Source organism: Micromonospora sp. NPDC049175 (genome assembly GCF_043197345.1).
In the GTDB taxonomy this organism is placed as follows: domain Bacteria; phylum Actinomycetota; class Actinomycetes; order Mycobacteriales; family Micromonosporaceae; genus Micromonospora.
The window spans coordinates 945,037-963,803 of the sequence record NZ_JBICSY010000002.1; the positions used below are offsets into that span (position 1 = coordinate 945,037).

Below are 18,767 nucleotides of genomic sequence, written 5' to 3' on the forward strand. Positions count from 1 at the left end.
CGCGGCATGTCGGAGCACTCAGCGAACCCCTCATCGGCGGCCGCCGCAACCGGCCGTCCCCTGGCGGTCAAGGCCGTCATCCCGGCCGCCGGACTGGCCACCCGGTTCCTGCCAGCCACCAAGGCGGTGCCCAAGGAGTTGCTGCCGGTGGTGGACCGGCCGGTTCTGCAGTACATCGTCGAAGAGGCCACCCAGGCCGGCATCGGTGACGTGTTGCTGATCACCGGTCGGGGTAAGACATCGATGGTGGACCACTTCGACCGTCGCCCGGACCTGGAGACCAGGTTGGAGGAGAAGGGCGACGCCGAGCGGTTGGCCGCCGTACGGCGGCCCAGCGAGCTGGCCGAGATCTACACCGTGCGGCAGCCCGAGCAGCTCGGGCTCGGCCACGCCATCGGGTACGCCGAGTCGCACGTCGGCGACCAGCCCTTCGCGGTGCTGCTCGGCGACGAGTTCGTCAAGCCGTCGGAGCCGCTGCTGCCGGCGATGCTGGAGCTGCAGGCCCGCACCGGCGGTGTGGTGCTCGCCTTCTTCGAGGTCGACCCGTCCGAGACCAAGCGGTACGGCATCGCCTCCGTCGAACCCGCCGAGACGGAGCTGACCGACATCGGTGAGGTCGTCAGGGTGACCGGGATGGTGGAGAAGCCGCAGCCCGAGGACGCCCCGAGCAACCTCGCGGTGCTCGGCCGGTACGTGCTGCCAGGCAAGATCTTCGACGCGATCCGGCGGACCAAGCCGGGCAGTGGCGGCGAGATCCAGCTGACCGACGCGATGGAGCTGCTGCGCACCGAGGGCACTCCGGTGCACGCGATCGTCTACCGCGGCACCCGTTACGACACCGGCATGCCGCTGGGCTACCTCCAGACGGTGGTGCAGATCGCCGCCGAGCGCGAGGATCTGGGCGCCGAGTTCCGCTCCTGGCTGGCCGACTTCGTCAAGGCCGACGCGGCAGGCGGATCTGGTACATGACCGCGACGGCCGACGCCGAGGCGGCCGCGAACGAGTTGACGCCGCTCGCCGACTACCTGGGCAGCGTGCTGCGCAGGTTGCGCGCGCTGCCGCCACTCGACCTCGACCTCACCCAGGCGCACGGCAACGTCCTCGCCGAGGACGTCGTCGCGCCGCACGCCTTCCCGGCCTTCGACCAGGCTGCCGTGGACGGCTACGCGGCCCGCTGGGAGGACATTTCCGGAGGGGGCCGGGGCCCGAGTTACGTCCCGGCCCCCTCCGGCACGCCCGGCGGGCGGACCATCCGGCTCAACGTCGTCGGCGATCTGGGGGCGGCGAGCTGGCGGCCGGTGCGACTCACCCCGGGCTCGTGCTTCTCGGTGGCCGCCGGGGCGCCGCTGCCGGTCGCCGCCGACGTGGTGGTCCCGGTCGAGTGGACCGACCAGGGCATGGCCGCGGTGGAGATCTTCCGCACCCCCAAGCGGGGGTACGGGGTCCGCCGCGCCGGTGCGGAACTGCCCGCCGGCACCCTGCTCGCCCGCGCCGGCACGTACGTCTCCCCGGCCCTGGTCGCGGTCTTCGCCGCCACCGGCATCGGGCACGTGGTGGTCCGGCCCAGCCCACGGGTGGTCATCGTGGCCACCGGCGACGAACTTGTCGACGTGGGTCGGGGCAGTCAGCCGGGGCAGGTGGTGGACGCCAACTCGCACGCGCTGACCGCGGCGGCGGCCGAGGTGGGCGCACTGGCGTACCGGGTGGGGATCTGCGACGACGACCCGGAGGGGCTGCGCGGGCTGCTGGAGGACCAGACCCTGCGCGCCGACCTCATCATCACCACCGGGGGCACCGGCACCGGCCCCGGAGACATGGTGCGCCGGATCCTGTCCCGCCGCGAGGGTGGCCGGGTCGGGCCGGTCACGTTCACCGACGTGGCGCTCTATCCCGGCACCGCGCTCGGGTTCGGCACGGTCGGCGCCGAGGAGGTGCCGGTGGTCTGCCTGCCCGGCGACCCGGGTGCCGCGTTGATCGGGTTCGAGGTGCTGGCTCGTCCCGCCATCCAACTGCTCGCCGGCGCCGAGCCGGTTTTCCGCCCCAGCGTGCGGGCGCACCTGCTGGAGACCGTTTCGTCCCCGGCGGGGTTGCGTGAGTTCCGGCCGGCGCACGTCGCCGAGCGGCGCGGGGGCGGATACACGGTGCAGCCGCTCAGCGGTGGGCCGTTCACCCTCTCCGGGCTGGCCGAGGCGAACGGCCTGCTGGTGCTCGGTGAGCGGGTCAACACGGCCGCGGCCGGGTCCACCGTGGATGTCCTGCTGCTGGACCGCCGCCGGTGACGGTGTCCCGGCCGGACGGTTGTCGGGTCCTGGCGGGTCCACTTGCGCGCGTCACCGCCGCGCGCGGGAGACTGTAGGGGTGAGTCTCTTCGGACCCCCGCGGGCACCGGGCTGGCCGGTGGAGCTGGCGGACGGCCCGGTGTTGTTGCGGCCCTACCGGCGCTCCGACGCGGCGCCGTGGTCGGAGATCCGGCGGGCCAACCGGGCCTGGTTGGCGCCCTGGGAGTCGTCGCTGCCCGGCGGTTGGGACGAACTGAACTCACCTGCCGCGTTCCGCTGGGTGCTGCGTGACCAGCGGCGCTCGGCCCGCGAGGGTGACGGGATGCCCTTCGCGGTCTGCCTGCGCGAGGCCAACCGGGACCGGCTGGTCGGGCACATCAACGTGGGCAGCATCGTGCGACGGGCGCTCTGCTCCGGCTACGTCGGCTACTGGGTGGACGCCCGGGTCGCCGGCCAGGGCGTGATCCCGACGGCGCTCGCGCTCGCCGTGGACCACGCGTTCGGCCCGGGTGGGCTGCACCGGGTGGAGGTCAACATCCGTCCGGAGAATCGGCCGTCGCGGCGGGTGGTGGAGAAGTTGGGTTTCCGCGAGGAGTCGTACCACGTGCGCTACATGCACATCGACGGCGCGTGGCGTGACCACATCGGATACGCGCTGACGAGTGAGGAGATCGCCGCCGAGGGCGGTCTGCTGGCCCGCTGGCACCGGGTACGCGCCTCCGCACGCTGAGAGGCTGTCCCACGGACGGGATCGGCGCGGCGCGACGGCTTCCTGGTCGGCGCGCCGTAACCTCAAGTAACTGCAAGTTGCGGCGAGCGCTCTCCGGCCGGACGATCCACGCACCTAGGCGCGATCGGTGGAAGATCCTGCGGTGGGGTGGCGGTTGCTCCGAATTCGGTGACGGGAGGGGTGAGGGTGCCGACCTCGGTGCTCCTCGCCGTCCTCGCCGCCGCCGGCCTGCTCGCCCTGGCCCCGGCGTTGGTTCGCCGGTACGACGCCACCGAGCGGCTGGTGGCGGAGCGGGCGCAGTCGACGGCGCGGGTGCTCCAGCGCCGCCGGCGACGCCGTACTGTCCCGGGACGGCGTCCGGTCCACCCGCCGCGCTCACTCGTCGTCACGCTCAGTGAGGATGCGACTACCGGAACGTTGACCGCGCCGGTTTCCGCGCCTCCGGCCGGCCGCCGCTCCGGTCGCCTGCGCGCCGTGCCACCCGCACCGAAGCGGTCCCGCCGCCGCCCGCCGTCCCGTCGTCAGCACACCCCGGCCGTGTACCGGCGTCGCCGGGTGCTCGCCGCCCTACTGCTGCTCAACGTCGTCGAGCTGATCGGCGTGCTGTTCGCCAGCCCCGGCTTCTGGATCGGGTTCGCGGTCACCTTCCTGCTCCTGGCCGTGTACGTCGTCCACCTGCGCGGTCGCGCCCTCGCGGGACGCCGTCGCCGCCGCGCCCGAGCCCGGGAGGCCGCCTGGCTGGCCGCCCGGCAGGCCGAGGTGCGCCGCGAACAGGCCCGTCGCGCCGCGGCCCGTCGGGAGGCGCAGCGCCGCCTGGCCGCCCAGCGCGAGGGGGTACGCCGAGCCGCCATGGGCCTGGACCGCCCCGGAGACCTCCCAGCGGCGGTCAACGGGGGCTCGGTCTCGTACCGGCGGGCCGGCGGGCTACGCGGCCGCCCCTACGAGGCCGGCCGAGGCGCCTGACCCTCGGCGTCCCGTGCCGGCCGGCGGCTTGATCGACTCGGTTTCCCGGAAGGTGGGGTGTCGCGGCGTCCCGGATGCCCCGGTTTCCCGGAAGCCGAGTGGATCTCCGGGCCCGGTGGAGCGCCGTACCGGGGGCGGATTCGCGGTACGGGCCGGCGACCTGTTAGCCTTGCTGCCGGCCCGCCCGGTGTTAGCCGGGTGGGACCGAAGCCGGTTCGCCGGCGGGGGGCTGTGGCGCAGACTGGTAGCGCACCTCGTTCGCATCGAGGGGGTCAGGGGTTCAAATCCCCTCAGCTCCACCACGAAACAGCAGGTCAGGGCGGGTTCTCGGATGATCGAGAGCTCGCCCTTCGCTGTTTGTCCGTTTCGGCCACCGGCACGCGGCAGGCCCCTGTCGCGCTGGACCTTGCCCCTGGGGTAAGCCCCAGCATCGTCGGTGCCGGGCACAGCCGGCGTGAGCCGACTGGAGGTCAGGGGCATGGGAGCGCCGACGACGACGGCGGCAACCGACAGCGCCGGGGGACGCCGACCAGGCGCGTATCTGGTGGACCGGCGGCCGCTGGGCATCCCCGCGTACCGGCGGCTGTGGGTCGCGTCGTTGATCGCCGCGGTGGGTGGTTCGTTCGGTGTGCTGGCCATCCCCACGCAACTGTTCACGTTGACCGGATCGTCCACGTCCGTTGGCGTCTCGGCGGCGGTGTCGCTGGCCGCGCTCGTGGTCTCGGCGTTGTGGTGTGGCGCCCTCGCCGACGTCACGGACCGGCGTCGACTGCTCCTCGTCGCACACGGGTGCCTGGCTCTGACGTACGCGGGGCTGTGGGCGCAGGCGGCGCTGGACCTGCGGTCGGTGCCGGTGTTGATGGGACTTGTCGCCTGCCAGGGCCTCAGCTACGGCGCGGTCATGGTGACGATGGGGGCGGCGGTGCCGCGCGTGGTGCCGGCCGATCTGCTGGCCGCCGCGAACGGATTGAGCTCGCTGGTCCGGTATACCGGGTCGATCGTGGGCCCGCTGCTGGCCGGGGTGCTGATCCCGGTGCTGGGACTCGGTGCGTTGTACCTGTTGGACGCGCTGGCGCTGGTGGTTGTCCTGTGGTCCGTGTTCCGGCTGCCCCGGCTCCCGCCGCGATCACCGGCACCAACGCCTGCCGCGAGCGCCGTGCCACGTCGGTCGACGGTCGGCCAACTGCTGGACGGCTTCCGGTATCTCTTCTCCCGGCCGCTGCTGGTCGGGCTGATCGGGGTGGACCTGGCGGCGATGGTGTTCGGGGCACCCTGGGCGCTCTACCCGGAGCTTGCCCAGCGCGAGTTCGGCGGCCCGGCCGGGGGTGGGTTCGCGCTCGGTGTGCTGTACGCCAGCTACCCGGCAGGTGTGTTCGCGGTCGGGATGGTGTCGGGCGTGTTCACCCGTGCGCGGCGGCACGGCGTGCTGATGGTGTCCGCGGCTGTCGCCTGGGGCGTGACAGTCGTCCTGCTGGGGCTCGCGCCCGGGCTTTGGGTCGCCGTCGCGGCGCTGCTGGTGGGCGGTGGCGTGAACTTCGTGCTCAGCATGTTTCGGCGGGCCATCAGCCAGGCGAGTACCGACGACACGCTGCGCGGCAGGATCGAGGGCTCGATGATCGTCGTCACGATGGGCGGCCCACAGGTCGGCAACCTCCTGCATGGTGTGACGGGTGCGGCGTGGGGACCGCGCCTGGCGATTTCGGTGGGAGGGGTGCTCACCATCCTGTCCGTGGCAGGCATCGTCCGGGCGGTGCCGCAACTGTGGCGGTACGACGCGGCGGCCGACAGCTAACTGAACCGCTCGGTCGTCACGGGTATCAGACCGTGCCGTCGCAGGACTGTCGTCAGGTCGGACAGGGTCGAACCCACCGCGTCGTCGGCGGCGGCGCCCAGCAGGACTGTCACGTCGAGGGCCCAGGCGCGGGTGTGGCCGACCCGCCGTAGCTCCCAGCCGAACCGGTCGCCGCCCCTCTCCAGGTGACCGCTCGCGCTCGTGGCGTCGACAGGCGTGCGCCAGCTCGCCCGGAGGCTCGTCACCTGGTCCGGGTGGAGGTCCTTGGCGAAGAGGACGCGGTAGACGCGCCGCTCGTGCCAGCCGTCCGGCGGCTGTGCGGGGCCGAGCCGCAGCGGCGCGGCGGTCGCGATCGGCTGGTGGGCGAGGAAGTACGAGCGCAGCACCGTCTCGTCGGGCAGTTGCCCGCCACCGAGGGCACGGTAGTGTCCCTCGGCCTCGGCGCGAGAGGTGGGGAGCACCCGGGCCACCATGTCCGGGTCGGTGCGGATGCTTCGGCTGAGGGCCGCGGAACTCCACCAGCCGGCGGCTGGCGTCCAGCCCGCGCTGTCCAGACCCGTGCTGACGTGGTCGCGTTCCCGGGTGAACTCCTCGACGACGAGCCCCGCGACCGCGCGTGTCGTGTCGGGGTCGTCGGGTCGAGGCAGGACCAGGTGATAGTCCAGCGAGGACGGTGACTGGTGCACCGTGGTGACCGCCGGACGAGGCGCGGCGCGCACGAGGTTGGCAGCCATCGGTGACATCTTTCGTCGTGCTTCCGTCGCGGACCCGGCAACCGTAGCGCCTGGCGGCCGGGTGGTGCCCGGCCGCCAGGCCGGACGGGTCAGGAGCGGGTGAGCCTGACGGTCGAGGTGTCGGTCACGAAGACGTACTCGTCGTGCGGGGTGTCGTAGCCGATGGCCCGGGTGATGGCCTCGGCCAGACCCTTGCCGAACGGGGTGGTGCCGGTCGGGACGGCCGCGGCCGTCCACGGGGTTGGGCTGCCCGGGGTGCAGGCCACCCCGGTGGAGAAGACGCCCCGAACAATCACCTTCCTGACGATCTGGGTGACCGTCCCGTCCAGCGTCACCGAGACGGGCTTGTTGCAGGTCACCGTGCCGTGCAGGACCGCGTTGCCGTTCACCCGGTGGGCGATGCCGTCGGTCGCCACGGCGAGGGCGAGCTCCAGCCGCTCGGGTGGCGGCGGGTTGGCGATGTGCACCTCGCCGCGAGCAGCCGCCGTCGCGCCGTTGCAGTACTGCTCGAAGGTGGCGTCCAAGGTCTGCACGTACCCGTTGAAGCCGAACACCGCGTTGCTGATCGTGAAGGTGCCGGTCGCATCGTCGCAGCCCCGCCCGTTGCCGGACAGGTCGAGGCCGGGGCCCGCCCCGTTGTACGGGTATCGGTTCGTCGTCTCGTAGGTGCCGGGAACCAGAGCCGCGCTGCCGGGTGCGTCGAAGGTGAGGGACCACTGGTCGCCGTTGTAACCGCTGATGCTGACCGTCACGCGGCTGTTGTCGCGTGGGCTGTCCGCCGTGAGTTGGTCGCTGTCGTCGGTGGAGTACGAGTAGGAGCCGCCGCCGGTGATGTAGTCACCGGGGTCGCCGCTGAAGGAGACCGAACCGGATTCCACGGTCTGCGCCTGTGCGGGTGCCGCCAGGGCCATCCCGCCCGACACACCGACGATCGACAGGGCGGCCGCGAGTGCCGCCGTACGCCAGGATCCTTGCATCCCCGTTCCTCTCTGAAGCGTGACAGCCGTACGGGCGGTTGCCCGACGGTTACTGTCAGCTCATTACGGCACGGATTGATGGTCATAATCGGCCGGTGCGACAAGCCGTACAAAGAGGAGTGTCCGCCACCAGTCGTGGCGTACGACCCGAATCCGGCCAGAGGCCACGTGACCTGGGCACCGTAGGCCAGCCCGATTTTTTTGTTGTCTTTTCTCCGGCACGCCGCAACCGGGCGACCCGCTCGAGGGTGACTCAAGTAGTAATCGGCGCCCGGGATCAGCCGGGCTCACACGGGGAGTGAAGATGACTCACACCGCTCGACGCACGCTGGCCGGCCTCACCGCCGCCGGCCTGCTGACCACCGCTCTCGGCGTCGCTGTCTCCGCACCGGCGACCGCCGCGCCCAGGGGCACCGCCCTGGACACCTGCACGATCAGCACACTGCCGTACCCGACCGACACCTACCGGGCCGACGCGTACGTCATCGACCCGTCCGGCCGCTACATCGCCGGCGACGGGCTGCGCAAGACGGAGAGCGGCAACCAGTACCTGCTGCTGTTCTGGGACCGGAATCGGCTCACCGAGGTCGAGGCGCCGAGCATGGCGACCCCCGTCGACGTCAACGCGGACGGCGTCGTGATCGGCAACGGCTGGGGCAACAGCGGCCAGCCGTGGCGGTACCGCGACGGCAGGATCGAGCAACTGCCACTGGTGCCGTCCGCCTACGGCCTCTTCGTCACCGCCATCAACAAGGCCGGCGACATCGTCGGCCTCGGTAGTGACACCGACACCGGGGAGTACTTCGCGGTGCGCTGGCCGGCGGCGCGGCCGGGCACGGTCGAGGTGCTCGACGCCCCGGCCAATGCCCAGCCGACCGGAATCACCGACAACGGGACCATCGTCGTCACCGCCGGTGAGTTTGGCTCTTGGACCGGTTGGGTCCGCCGGCCGAACGGCCGGTACGACGCACTCACGGTCCCCGGCGCCCAGACGGCCCAGGTCAACGCGGCGACGGGTCACTGGGCGATCGGCCACGTCGACCTGCCGGACAGCCCCTGGGTCGCGGTGCGGTGGAACCTCCGGGACGGCTCGTACACGACGCTCGACCAGCAGTTGCCGTTGTTGGATGACGTCAACGCCAAGGGCGTCGTCGTGGGCGGCGACCGGGTCGGGCGCGGTACCACCTCCCGGGAGCTGCCGGGAGGCGGCGACGGGGTGGGCATCGGCGCGCGCTCCATCTCCGACACCGGCACCATCGTCGGATTCCGCAACGGGGAGCGACTCACCCCGGTGCGCTGGACGGGCTGCTGACCCGGCCGGCAACGGCACCTGATCGTCACTGAGGCGGGCGAGCATCCGAACCGGATGCTCGCCCGCTTCGCGTGCGGCGGTGGGGGCGTTACGAGGTCCAGGAGCCGGTGGCTCCGATCGCGTTGGCGCTTGTGTGGTCGGGCCGGTTGGTGCCGATGACGACCGCCACGATGCCGCCCGCGCAGCAGAGCAGGGTGAGCACCGCCGCGCTGACCGCGACGACCACGGCCGTCGTCTTGGCGGCGTTCGTCCGCTCGGTCGCGGGTGGGACGAGCGGATAACCCGGCATGCCCGTCACCGGGAACGCGCCGCCAGCTGTCGGGTACGCGGCGCCGGAGAACGGTGGCTGCGGTGTCGCCGCGAACGGATGGGTGGGCGCCGCGTTCGGCTGCTGGCGATGGTGCGGCCCGACGGAGGGCTGGGGGTGGGTCACCGTACTCCTTGACGCCTCGGTACGTGCGGTTCGAGAACTCCATCGACGCTACCGTGCGTGGCCGACGGCCCGGCCGTCGCGCCGGATCGTGCCGACGAAGCGCCCCTCCGGCCAGCGTGGACGGTGACGGCCGGGCGAAGCGCCACCATGGACTGCCGGCCCACTTGTCGCGGTGGGTGACCTCGCAGGTCAGCGGAGGGGCAGCACGGCGGCGGTGCGGACCAACCCGTCGGCGACCACGAAACGTCCGCCTATCGAGGCCGGCGGGTCGTCGATCTCGGCCTCGTCCACGCGGGCCGGCGCGATCCGGGCCGTGAACGTGCCCGCGTCCGGATCGATGTCGAGCCGGGCGTCGTGGAAATCCAACCAGCTCCCGACGACCGGATGCCAGACCTTGTAGACGGTCTCCTTGGCACTGAACAGCACGATCGGCCAGAGGATGTCGCCGGGCAGCCGCGCCACGTCGGCCTCCTCCTCGGGCAGCAGCACGAGTCGGCGTACTCCCGGGCTGATCTCGCGGTGCTGCTCGGCGTCCATGCCGACGGACCGGATGTCGGTGGCGTGCGCCGCCGCTGCGGCGCAGTAGCCGTCGGTGTGCGTGATGCTGCCGACCACCCCCGCCGGCCAGATCGGCGCGCGGTCGGCGGCGGCCGGCACGGCGGTGGGTGGCAGGCCAAGCCCGGTCAGTGCCCGGCGGGCGCAGACCCGCCCGGCGGTGAAGTCCCTCCGACGGGTCGGTACGGCCCGTTCGCTGAGGCACGCCCGCTCGGCAGCGAGCAGCTCGCCGACCCAGTCGTCCGGCCCGGCGACGGCGACCGCGACCGTCGCCGGCAACAGGTCACGCATCGCGCTGGCTTACCCGCCGGTAGGAATGACGCATCGGGTCAACAGTCAAATTTCCGACTCCCACAACCGGAGAAGGTACCGCAAGGATGTAACACCGGAGGGCCGCGCATCGCCCTCTCTGATGGCTCCGGGGGGACCACCATCGAACCCTGGCCGGGCACCGCTGCTGGCCAGACCCGTGGACATCTGGAAGGACGTGCGATGACCGACAGTGCCGAACGGTCGGGGGTGCGAGCCGATGATCACGCCCCGAAGACCCCCTGCTGGAGCTGCGTATCGTGCGGTGACGAGTGGCCCTGTGCGACGAAACGCAGCCGGTTGTTGGCCGAGTACGGCAGCGACCGGGCAATGCTCAGCGTCTATCTGGGTTCCTGCCTCGCCGCCGCCACGGAGGATCTGCGTACCGCCCCGGTGATGTCTCTCCAGGACCGTTTCATCGGCTGGCTGCCCCGCGGCCCTCGACGCGGCTGAACCGCTGGTGGCCCCACCGTCGGGCGGGGCCACCAGCGGGGCCGGGCGTCGTTCAGCGGCGCCGGGGCCGCCGGGTCATCGTGAAACCCAGCACGCCGGCCACCGCGGCGAGCACGCCGCCGATGCCGGTCCAGACCCAACGCGAGCCGAGGTCCGGCAACCAGTCCGCGAGCGGGTCGCTCTCGTCGTCGGCAGCCGGCTCGTCCGGGGGTACGGCGGTGAGCACCGTGCCCGCCTTGGTGTTCGGCACCAGCGGTGCGGCCAACTCGCCGTCGTCGGCCGAGGCGCCCCGATCGGCGATCGTGCCAACCAGCAGGTCCACGTCGATCGGCGCGCCCAGATCCGGCTCCGGCAGGTCGATCACCGAGAGCCGGACGACGTACGTGCCGGGCAGCGGGTCGGCCGACCAGGGCTCGGCCCACGGCCGTACCTCGCGCAGCGTGCAGCCGAGCGCCACGTTCGTCGCCGCGGCGTCCACGGTCGGGGTCTGCGCCCCCGCCGTGCACGCCTGACGCCGACGCAGCCCGTCGAAGACGTCGACCGTCCAGGTGGATGCTCCGCTGCGCCCCTTCGGGAAGGTGACGGTGGCGCTGATCTCCTGCACCTGACCGGCGGTAGCCGGGAACGACCAGTAGAGGTGGTCGCCGATCGAGGCGTCCACCCGCACCGGTTGTCCGGCGGCGATCGGGGTGGCGCTGAGGAACGACGTGCCGGCCCGGTTCACCGGCGTGGCTCCGGGGGAGGGGCTCGGCGCGGCGACGGCCGCGGCCGGGAGCAGCGCGGCCCCGCCGGCGGCGAGCAGCGCCGCCAGCGAACGCGACAGTGGGGTACGCATCAGTTCTCCCTCCAGGTGGCGACCCACCAGCGGCTGAGTAGGCCGACGAGCAGCCCGGTGAGCAACCCGGCGATGGTGAGCAGGGCGAGCAGGACCCAGCCCCGGCCGAGGTCCGGTCCGTTGGGCGTGGGCGCGGCGGCGACCACGTCGATGGTCAACTCCACGGGCATGCCCGGAGTCGCCGCGGTGCCGGGTCGCGGGGCGAACGAGTTGCTCACCACCAGGCAGACGGTGGTGGGCTCGACGACCGGGTTGGCGCTCTCCTCGGCTCTCGGTGCGTCCTCGTCGTCGGCGGTGGCGGACCAGCGCAGCCCGGCGGAGAGCACGTCGGCTCGCCCGCTGCCGGCGTCCGCGCCCCGGACCAGTTCCCGGCCGTCCGCCGCGGTGGCCCGCAGCAGCACCCCGTAGTCCCGGTTGACCGCCCGGTCCAGCGCCATGCTCACCGACGCCCGCAGCTCCTGCCCGGGGCGTACCGGCACCCGGTAGTAGCGGTGCTCGGAGAACGCCTCCCGGTCGGCGTAGACGCCGGGGGCGAGCAGTGGCGCCGAGGCGCAGGCGTTCGCGCCGCCGACGACCGTCGGCGCCCGGGTGTTGGTGGCGCCGGCCCGCTCGACGAGCTGCTTGATCCGGCCGGTCAGCTCCTCGGCGCTCTGGGCGGCGGTGTAGGTGCCGCCGGTCGCGCTGGCGATGCAGAGCAGTTGCCGGCGGACCTTCTCGTCGGGGGCCAGGCCGAGGGTGTCGACGACCAGGCTGGTGCCCTGGGCGGCCAACTCGCGGGCCACCTCGCACGGGTCCGGCGGGGCGCAGGTGTCCTCCCCGTCGGTGATCAGCACGATCCGTCGGGTGGTGGCCCCGGTGCCCAGGTCCTGTGCGGCCGAGCGCAGTGCGAGGCCGACAGGTGTGAACCCGGTCGGTCGCAGCGTCGCCACCGCGGCCTTGGCCGCGGAGCGGTCCACCGGACCGACCGGGACGATCTGCTGGGTGTCCTGGCAGCCGACCTTCTTGTCCTTGCCGTGGTAGGTCGCGCCGAGCACCCGGATGCCGAGCTGGGTGTCCTCCGGCAGGGCGTCCACCACCTCGTTGAAGGCCTGCTGGGCGACCGAGATCCGGCTGCGTCCGTCGATGTCGGCGGCGCGCATCGAGCCGCTGACGTCGAGCACGAGCTCGACCCGGGGAGGCTCGGGCACCTGCTCCTCGTCGGCCTGCGCCGGGACCGGCCCGGCCAGCGCGGTGGTCGCCAACAGTCCGAGAAGGACAGCCGCCGATCGTTTGAAGTTGATCACGGTCCGCAGTGTAGTGAGATCCACTTTGGATGATCACTGGGGTTGGTGCGGGTTTCCGGCCTGCCGTTCCCGGCCGAGTCGACGAGCACCGCTGGTCGGCCGCCTTCGTGCGCTGGGTCCACGCCAGGTCATCCTCGGTCAACTGCTCGATGGCAAGCATCGGTTCGGCCGCCATCGGTCGGAAATCTGACTTAAGTTGACCCGTTGTGCCGGTGGTGCACGGTGGTTAAGCTCTTCATGCGCGCCCCAATCGCCCGCTTCCCCCGTGGCAGGCGATCGGGGCGCGCGTCTATGTCAGAAGGGCCCGCACGCTTCGGCGTGCGGGCCCTTCTCCGTCGCGCTGTGCGGCGCGTCGCCTGTCGGTGCTTATATCCACCGGCCGTCGAGCCACATTCGGGACAACCAGTCCGAATACGCGATGCTCTTGCCGACGAAGATCGGGTAGAAGTACGCGAAGCAGAGCGCCACCAGCAGCACGTACGCCCCGGCCGCGATGCCGCCCACGAACCGGCGCTCGTAACTCGGGTCGCCGGGCACCAACGGCGCCACCGTGCCCACCTCACTCCCGGCGGGGGCGATCAGCGCGCCGAGCACGTACACCACGGCCAGCACCAGGAAGGGCAGCGCCGGCGCGGCGTAGAACGAGAACATCGTCCGGCCGTCGAGGGCGAACCAGAACCACGGCAGCAGCCCGGCGGCCACGGTGAGCAGGATCGCGCCGGCCCGCCAGTCGCGACGGGCCACGCCCAGCCAGGCCAGCGCCGCCAGGGCGGGCAGGAACGACCACCAGAGCAACGGGGTGCCCAGCAGCAGGATCTCCGAGGCCCAGTTGGTGCCGTCGCCGGCCCAGTGGAACGCCACCGGGCGGCCGAGCAGCAGCCACTGCCACGGCCACGACTGGTACTTGTGCGCGTCGTCGAGCTGGGCGTGGAAGCCGTACGCCGCCTTGTGGTACTCGAAGAGGTTGATCAGCGGGCCGATCACCGGGCGGTCACTGAGGTGGGCGGCCGGGTAGGCGGACGCGAGCCGGTAGTAGCCGTCATCGGTGATCAGCCAACCCGACCAGGTGGCGAGATAGGTGCCGATCATGAGCACGCCGGCCAGCAGCAGCCAGGGCAGCTCGTCGAGCAGGGCGTCCCGCCAGGGCCGGCGGGCCCCCGCCGAGCGGCGGACGCCGACCTCCCAGAGGACGACGAGCAGCGCGAAGGCCGGGACGAAATACAGTGCGCTCCACTTCACCGCGCAGGCGCAGCCGATCAGCACCCCGGCGGCCAGCCGCCACCACGGCCAGGTGCGCCAACCGGTCGGCGGTCGGCCGGCCCGACCCGGCTGACTCGGGTCGAGCCCGTCGTCCAGGGCCCGCGCCCAGCGGCGACGGCGGGCGTCCCGATCGAGCACCAACGCGCCGAACGCGGCCAGCACGAAGAAGAGCAGGAAGATGTCGAGCAGGGCCGCCCGGGACAGCACCAGGTGGAAGCCGTCCAGGGCGAGCAGCAGGCCGGCGGCGCAGCCGAGCACCGTCGAGTGGAACATCCGCCGACCGATGCGCACCAGCAGCAACACCGACAGCGTGCCGATCACGGCCGCCGAGAACCGCCAGCCGAACTCCGGCGCGGTGGTCATCAGGTGCCCGGGGACCGAGACCTTCGAGTCGGCGTCCTGATAGCCGAACGCCCACTCGCCGAGGCCGATCAGCCACTTGCCCAGCGGCGGGTGCACGACGTACGACGGGCCGTTGTCCTTGTAGTTCCATTCGACGCCCCGGCTGATCAGCCCGTAGCCGTCCTTGGCGTAGTACGTCTCGTCGAAGATCTTGCCCTTGATGTCGGAGAGCCCGACGAAGCGCAGGATCGCCGCGATGGCCACGACCACAGCCGTGGCCGCCCAGGAGAACCGGTCCAGTTGGCTTTCGACGGTGGCGAACCGTCGTCGGACCTGGGCGGGCGCGCCGCCCGCACCGGCGGGCGGCGCCGTCGGCTCCTGGTGGGGGCTGGGCTCGCCCGTCACCTCGACCATCTTGGCAGGATCGGCGCTCGGGCTCTGCGCAGTCGACGCACTCGTCACCCGGCGATCGTAGGCTGCCAAGGTGCTCGGTGGCGCCCGTCGTCCCCGATACCGGTACTCGCTGTCGATGAAGGAGACGAATTCGTGGGTGAAATGTCCGAAGCTGGGCGCCTGATCCTGCTCGGTGCCCCGCTCGGCAACCCCGCCGACGCCTCGGCCCGACTCCGGGAGGTGCTGAGCACCGCCGACGTCGTCGCGGCCGAGGACACTCGCCGGCTCACCCGGCTGGCCCGCGATCTCGACATCACCGTCGGCGGTCGCATCGTCTCCTACTTCGAGGGCAACGAGGAGCGGCGTACGCCCGAGCTGGTCGAGGTGATCCTCGGCGGGTACGTGGTGGCCCTGGTCACCGACGGGGGGATGCCGAGCGTCTCCGACCCCGGCTACCGGCTGGTCCGGGCCGCGTTGGACGTCGGGGCGCCGGTCACCGTCGCCCCCGGACCGAGCGCCGTCACCACCGCGCTGGCGGTGTCCGGGCTGCCCTGCGACAGGTTCTGCTTCGAGGGCTTCCTGCCCCGCACCCCGGGCGCCCGCCGATCCCGGCTGCGCGCCCTCGCCGCCGAGGAGCGCACGCTCGTCTTCTTCGAGGCCCCGCACCGGATCGGCGCGGCGCTCACCGACCTGGCCGACACGTTCGGCGCGGATCGTCCGGCCGCGCTCTGCCGCGAGCTCACCAAGACCTACGAGGAGGTGCTCCGGCGTCCCCTCGGCGAGTTGGCCCGGTGGGCCGCCGAGGGCGACCCGCGCGGCGAGATCACCCTGGTGGTGGCCGGGGCGCCGGTGACCGCTCCGGAGCGCCCCGACGACGACACCCTGCGCGCGGCGGTCGCCGAGCGGGAGGCCGGCGGCCGGTCCCGCCGCGACGCCATCACCGACGTCGCCACCGAGTACGCGCTGCGCCGCCGGGACGTCTACACGATCGTGCACAGCTGACCGAAGCCGCGCTGCGGCGCACCGGACGGCGGGTTCACCAGGCGGCGGCCAGGAAGCCGACGGTGATCAGCACCGGGCCGGTGACGGCGACCGCCACGGCCCAGCGGCGGTGCCGGCGGCCGGGCAGCCGGGCCGACCCGGTCCACCGCACGATGCCGGCGACGCAGCCCAGCACCACAAGCAGGCCGGGCAGCCAGCGCAGGTGCTGGACCACCCCGGTGTCCGCGTACGCGGTGCCGCCGTCGGGGCCAGTCATCCGCGCCGGTAGCGGTGTGCCGGTCGCGTCCGCGCCGGCGGGCACGCCGCTGACCCGTACCCCGTGCGCGACGAACCGCCCGTCCTGCGCCGTGAAGATCCCTCGGCACCGCTGGGTGAGCCCGCTGCCGGTGCACTCGGCGATCACCACGGTGCCCGCCCGCGCGTGCCCGACCGCCAGCCAGAACGGGCCGGCGCTGACCCAGGCGAAGAAGGCCGTGACCAGGGCCAGCGCCACAAGCGCGGCGAGCCCGGGCAGGGGATCGGGAGGTGGGACGGCACGGCTCGGAACGCGGCGGCCCGCCGCTCGTGAGCCGCGGTCGCGCTCCGGCGACGGGTCCTCCCGGACCGGGGTGCCGTCCCAGTGCACCTCCTCGATCGGCGCCCAGAAGGCGCCGTCGTCGTCCGGTCGGTCACCGCCGGGCGGGTGGCCCCGCTGCCTGCCGCTCTGCTGCCGGACGGGCACCCGACTCGGCACCGCGTCCACCGGCGCCCCGGTCGTCGGCTCCACCTCGACGGCCTCCGCGCCGACCGGCGGGACCGGCGGGCCGGGTCGGGCCGGGCTGGGCGCGGGCGCCGCCGGGGTCGGACGGACGGGGGTGGGCCGGGCCGGTGCGGCGGCGAGACTCGCGGGGTCGTCGCGCCTCGGCGCGACCGCCCGTCCGGACGGCGCGGGCCGCTGGTCCGCCGGCCGGTCGGCGGCAGGGCCCGGTCGTGGGGCCGGGCTCGGTCGCGCCGCGAAACCCGGGTCGAGGCCCGGCACCGGCCGAGGCTGGGGCGCGACCCCGGCTTCGCGGGGCGCGGCCGGGTCGGGATCGCCGCCGACCGTCGGGCCGGTGGGACGGTCCTCGCGGTCCCGTGCCGCTCGTCTGCCAGTCACGAGGTTCATTGCACACCGCTCGGGAGGGCGGATCGGGCAGTTGAGCCGCGTGTCGGCGACAAATCGGACCATTGGGCGGGTGGTCGGTCCGGTCCGCCGGCCCGGCACCCCCTATTGGTTCGCGGTCGCCCCGGCCGGGTCACTAGGCTTGCTGCTCATGAGTCACGTTCTCGCGGCAGTGGCCTGGCCGTACGCCAACGGCCCCCGCCACATCGGCCACGTCTCCGGTTTCGGCGTTCCCTCCGACGTCTTCGCCCGGTACATGCGGATGGCCGGCCACGACGTGCTCATGGTCTCCGGCACCGACGAGCACGGCACCCCGATCCAGGTGCAGGCCGACGCCGACGGGGTGACCCCGCGCGAGCTGGCCGACCGGTACAACAGGGTGATCGTCGAGGACCTGCACGGCCTCGGCCTCTCCTACGACCTGTTCACCCGCACCACCACCCGCAATCACTACGCGGTGGTGCAGGAGCTGTTCGAGGGGATGTACCGCAACGGCTACATCGTGCCGAAGACCACCATGGGCGCGATCTCGCCGTCCACCGGGCGCACCCTGCCCGACCGCTACATCGAGGGCACCTGCCCGATCTGCGGGTACGACAGCGCGCGCGGCGACCAGTGTGACAACTGCGGCAACCAGCTCGACCCGATCGACCTGATCGACCCGAAGTCGCGGATCAACGGGGAGACCCCGAAGTTCGTCGAGACCGAGCACTTCTTCCTGGACCTGCCGGCCCTGGCCGAGGTGCTGCGGCAGTGGCTGGACACCCGGGACGGGTGGCGGCCAAACGTGCTGCGCTTCTCCCGCAACCTGCTCGACGACCTCCAGCCCCGGGCGATCACCCGGGACCTGGAGTGGGGCGTGCCGATCCCGCTGGACGGCTGGCGGGACCGGTCCGACAAGCGGATCTACGTCTGGTTCGACGCGGTGATCGGCTACCTGTCCGCCTCCATCGAGTGGGCCCGCCGCTCCGGCGACCCGCAGGCGTGGCGCAAGTGGTGGTCGACCGACGGGGAGGGCAAGGACTCCCGCTCCTACTACTTCATGGGCAAGGACAACATCGTCTTCCACTCGGTGATCTGGCCGGCGCTGCTCTCCGGATACTCCGGCGAGGGCTCCCGCGACGGTGAGCCGGGCGAGCTGGGCCGGCTCAACCTGCCCACCGAGGTGGTCTCCAGCGAATACCTGACCATGGAGGGGCGCAAGTTCTCCTCGTCCCGCAAGGTGGTCATCTACGTTCGCGACTTCCTGGAGCGCTACGACGCCGACGCGCTGCGCTACTTCATCGCCGCCGCCGGCCCGGAGAGCAACGACACCGACTTCACCTGGGCCGAGTTCCTCCGCCGCAACAACGACGAGCTGGTCGCCGGCTGGGGCAACCTGGTCAACAGGTGCGTCTCGATGGCGGCGAAGAACTTCGGGGCGATCCCGCCGGTCGACCCGGCCGGGCTCACCGAGGCCGACGAGGCGCTGCTCGCGGTGGCCCGCGCCGGCTTCGCGGGAGTCGGCGACCTGATCGGCCGGCACCGGCAGAAGCAGGCCATCGGCGAGGCCATGAAGGTGGTCGCCGAGGCCAACAAGTACCTCTCCGAGCAGGCGCCCTGGAAGCTCAAGGCCGAGGCGGACAAGCCCCGGATGGGCACCATCCTGCACGTCGCCCTCCAGGTGATCAGCGACGCCAACACGCTGCTCACCCCGTTCCTGCCGCACTCCGCGCAGCAGGTGCACGAGCTGCTCGGTGGCACCGGCGTGCACGCGCCGATGCCGGTCATCGAGCAGGTCGACGACCTGGACGGCGGTCCGGCGTACCCGGTGCTGACCGGGGACTACACGGTCGGCGCGCGCTGGGAGTCGGTGTCGATCGAGGCGGGCCGGCCGCTGGCCACGCCGAAGCCGGTGTTCCGCAAGCTCGACCCGTCGATCGTCGACGAGGAGCTGGCCCGGCTGGCCGACTGAACCGCTCGACACCCCGGGCG

The 18,767-nt window shown here is 72.6% G+C and carries 17 protein-coding genes and 1 tRNA gene; 10 read left to right on the forward strand and 8 right to left on the reverse strand.

All coding sequences use genetic code 11. The annotated features are described in order from the left end of the window. Positions 1-6 precede the first annotated feature (6 nt). From ACGFH8_RS11410 to ACGFH8_RS11435, 6 genes are all read left to right on the forward strand, one after another. A complete protein-coding gene (locus tag ACGFH8_RS11410; RefSeq protein ID WP_393366149.1) occupies positions 7-969 on the forward strand; it encodes a UTP--glucose-1-phosphate uridylyltransferase in 963 nt (320 codons plus the stop codon). Continuing rightward, a complete protein-coding gene (gene glp / locus ACGFH8_RS11415; protein WP_393366151.1) occupies positions 966-2,279 on the forward strand; it encodes a gephyrin-like molybdotransferase Glp in 1,314 nt (437 codons plus the stop codon). Before ACGFH8_RS11410 ends, glp begins: the two co-directional genes overlap by 4 nt. Positions 2,280-2,358: 79 nt before the next feature. After that, a complete protein-coding gene (locus ACGFH8_RS11420; protein ID WP_393366153.1) occupies positions 2,359-3,009 on the forward strand; it encodes a GNAT family N-acetyltransferase in 651 nt (216 codons plus the stop codon). 180 nt (positions 3,010-3,189) lie between these two features. Beyond that, positions 3,190-3,972 (forward strand): hypothetical protein, encoded by a 783-nt coding sequence (locus ACGFH8_RS11425; protein WP_393366155.1) that lies wholly within the window; start codon positions 3,190-3,192, stop codon positions 3,970-3,972. 225 nt (positions 3,973-4,197) lie between these two features. Further along, positions 4,198-4,274 (forward strand) — tRNA-Ala (locus ACGFH8_RS11430). Between the two features lie 176 nt (positions 4,275-4,450). Then, positions 4,451-5,764 (forward strand): MFS transporter, encoded by a 1,314-nt coding sequence (locus ACGFH8_RS11435; protein ID WP_393366157.1) that lies wholly within the window; start codon positions 4,451-4,453, stop codon positions 5,762-5,764. Here ACGFH8_RS11435 and ACGFH8_RS11440 read toward each other — a convergent pair. Together ACGFH8_RS11440 and ACGFH8_RS11445 are read right to left on the reverse strand one after the other, a co-directional pair. Then, positions 5,761-6,498 carry a hypothetical protein gene (locus ACGFH8_RS11440; RefSeq protein ID WP_393366159.1) on the reverse strand — a complete coding sequence of 246 codons (738 nt, stop codon included), beginning with the start codon at positions 6,496-6,498 and terminating at the stop codon, positions 5,761-5,763. The genes ACGFH8_RS11435 and ACGFH8_RS11440 overlap by 4 nt on opposite strands. Positions 6,499-6,587: 89 nt before the next feature. Continuing rightward, on the reverse strand, positions 6,588-7,475 hold the full coding sequence (locus ACGFH8_RS11445) for a hypothetical protein (RefSeq protein ID WP_393366161.1): 888 nt from the start codon (positions 7,473-7,475) through the stop codon (positions 6,588-6,590). Between the two features lie 304 nt (positions 7,476-7,779). Between ACGFH8_RS11445 and ACGFH8_RS11450 the strand changes: the two genes are divergently transcribed. Continuing rightward, complete coding sequence (locus ACGFH8_RS11450; RefSeq protein ID WP_393366163.1) at positions 7,780-8,787, forward strand: hypothetical protein; 1,008 nt, start codon at positions 7,780-7,782, stop codon at positions 8,785-8,787. A gap of 88 nt (positions 8,788-8,875) precedes the next feature. On the opposite strand, the gene ACGFH8_RS11455 is transcribed toward ACGFH8_RS11450, so the two are convergent. After that, positions 8,876-9,220 (reverse strand): hypothetical protein, encoded by a 345-nt coding sequence (locus ACGFH8_RS11455; protein ID WP_393366165.1) that lies wholly within the window; start codon positions 9,218-9,220, stop codon positions 8,876-8,878. 189 nt (positions 9,221-9,409) lie between these two features. After that, positions 9,410-10,066 (reverse strand): 4'-phosphopantetheinyl transferase, encoded by a 657-nt coding sequence (locus ACGFH8_RS11460; RefSeq protein ID WP_393366167.1) that lies wholly within the window; start codon positions 10,064-10,066, stop codon positions 9,410-9,412. 201 nt (positions 10,067-10,267) lie between these two features. Between ACGFH8_RS11460 and ACGFH8_RS11465 the strand changes: the two genes are divergently transcribed. Then, a complete protein-coding gene (locus tag ACGFH8_RS11465; protein ID WP_393366169.1) occupies positions 10,268-10,537 on the forward strand; it encodes a hypothetical protein in 270 nt (89 codons plus the stop codon). A 52-nt stretch (positions 10,538-10,589) separates the two neighbouring features. Here ACGFH8_RS11465 and ACGFH8_RS11470 read toward each other — a convergent pair whose 3' ends face one another. From ACGFH8_RS11470 to ACGFH8_RS11480, 3 genes are all read right to left on the reverse strand, one after another. Beyond that, positions 10,590-11,372: a peptidase gene (locus ACGFH8_RS11470; protein ID WP_393366171.1), complete on the reverse strand. Its 783-nt coding sequence runs from the start codon at positions 11,370-11,372 to the stop codon at positions 10,590-10,592. Then, positions 11,372-12,655: a VWA domain-containing protein gene (locus ACGFH8_RS11475; protein WP_393366173.1), complete on the reverse strand. Its 1,284-nt coding sequence runs from the start codon at positions 12,653-12,655 to the stop codon at positions 11,372-11,374. Before ACGFH8_RS11475 ends, ACGFH8_RS11470 begins: the two co-directional genes overlap by 1 nt. Before the next feature lie 366 nt (positions 12,656-13,021). Next, complete coding sequence (locus tag ACGFH8_RS11480) at positions 13,022-14,671, reverse strand: dolichyl-phosphate-mannose--protein mannosyltransferase (protein ID WP_393366175.1); 1,650 nt, start codon at positions 14,669-14,671, stop codon at positions 13,022-13,024. Between the two features lie 141 nt (positions 14,672-14,812). On the opposite strand from ACGFH8_RS11480, the gene rsmI reads away from it, so the two are divergent. Further along, entirely contained in the window at positions 14,813-15,652 is an 840-nt protein-coding gene (gene rsmI, locus ACGFH8_RS11485) for a 16S rRNA (cytidine(1402)-2'-O)-methyltransferase (RefSeq protein ID WP_393367077.1), read from the forward strand. 34 nt (positions 15,653-15,686) lie between these two features. Here the strand turns inward: rsmI and ACGFH8_RS11490 are convergent, their stop codons facing one another. Continuing rightward, positions 15,687-16,787 carry a hypothetical protein gene (locus ACGFH8_RS11490; protein WP_393366177.1) on the reverse strand — a complete coding sequence of 367 codons (1,101 nt, stop codon included), beginning with the start codon at positions 16,785-16,787 and terminating at the stop codon, positions 15,687-15,689. Between the two features lie 157 nt (positions 16,788-16,944). Here ACGFH8_RS11490 and metG point away from each other — a divergent pair, with 157 nt between their 5' ends. Further along, positions 16,945-18,747, forward strand: a complete 1,803-nt coding sequence (gene metG, locus ACGFH8_RS11495; protein WP_393366179.1) for a methionine--tRNA ligase — start codon at positions 16,945-16,947, stop codon at positions 18,745-18,747. The last annotated feature ends 20 nt before the right edge of the window (positions 18,748-18,767 follow it).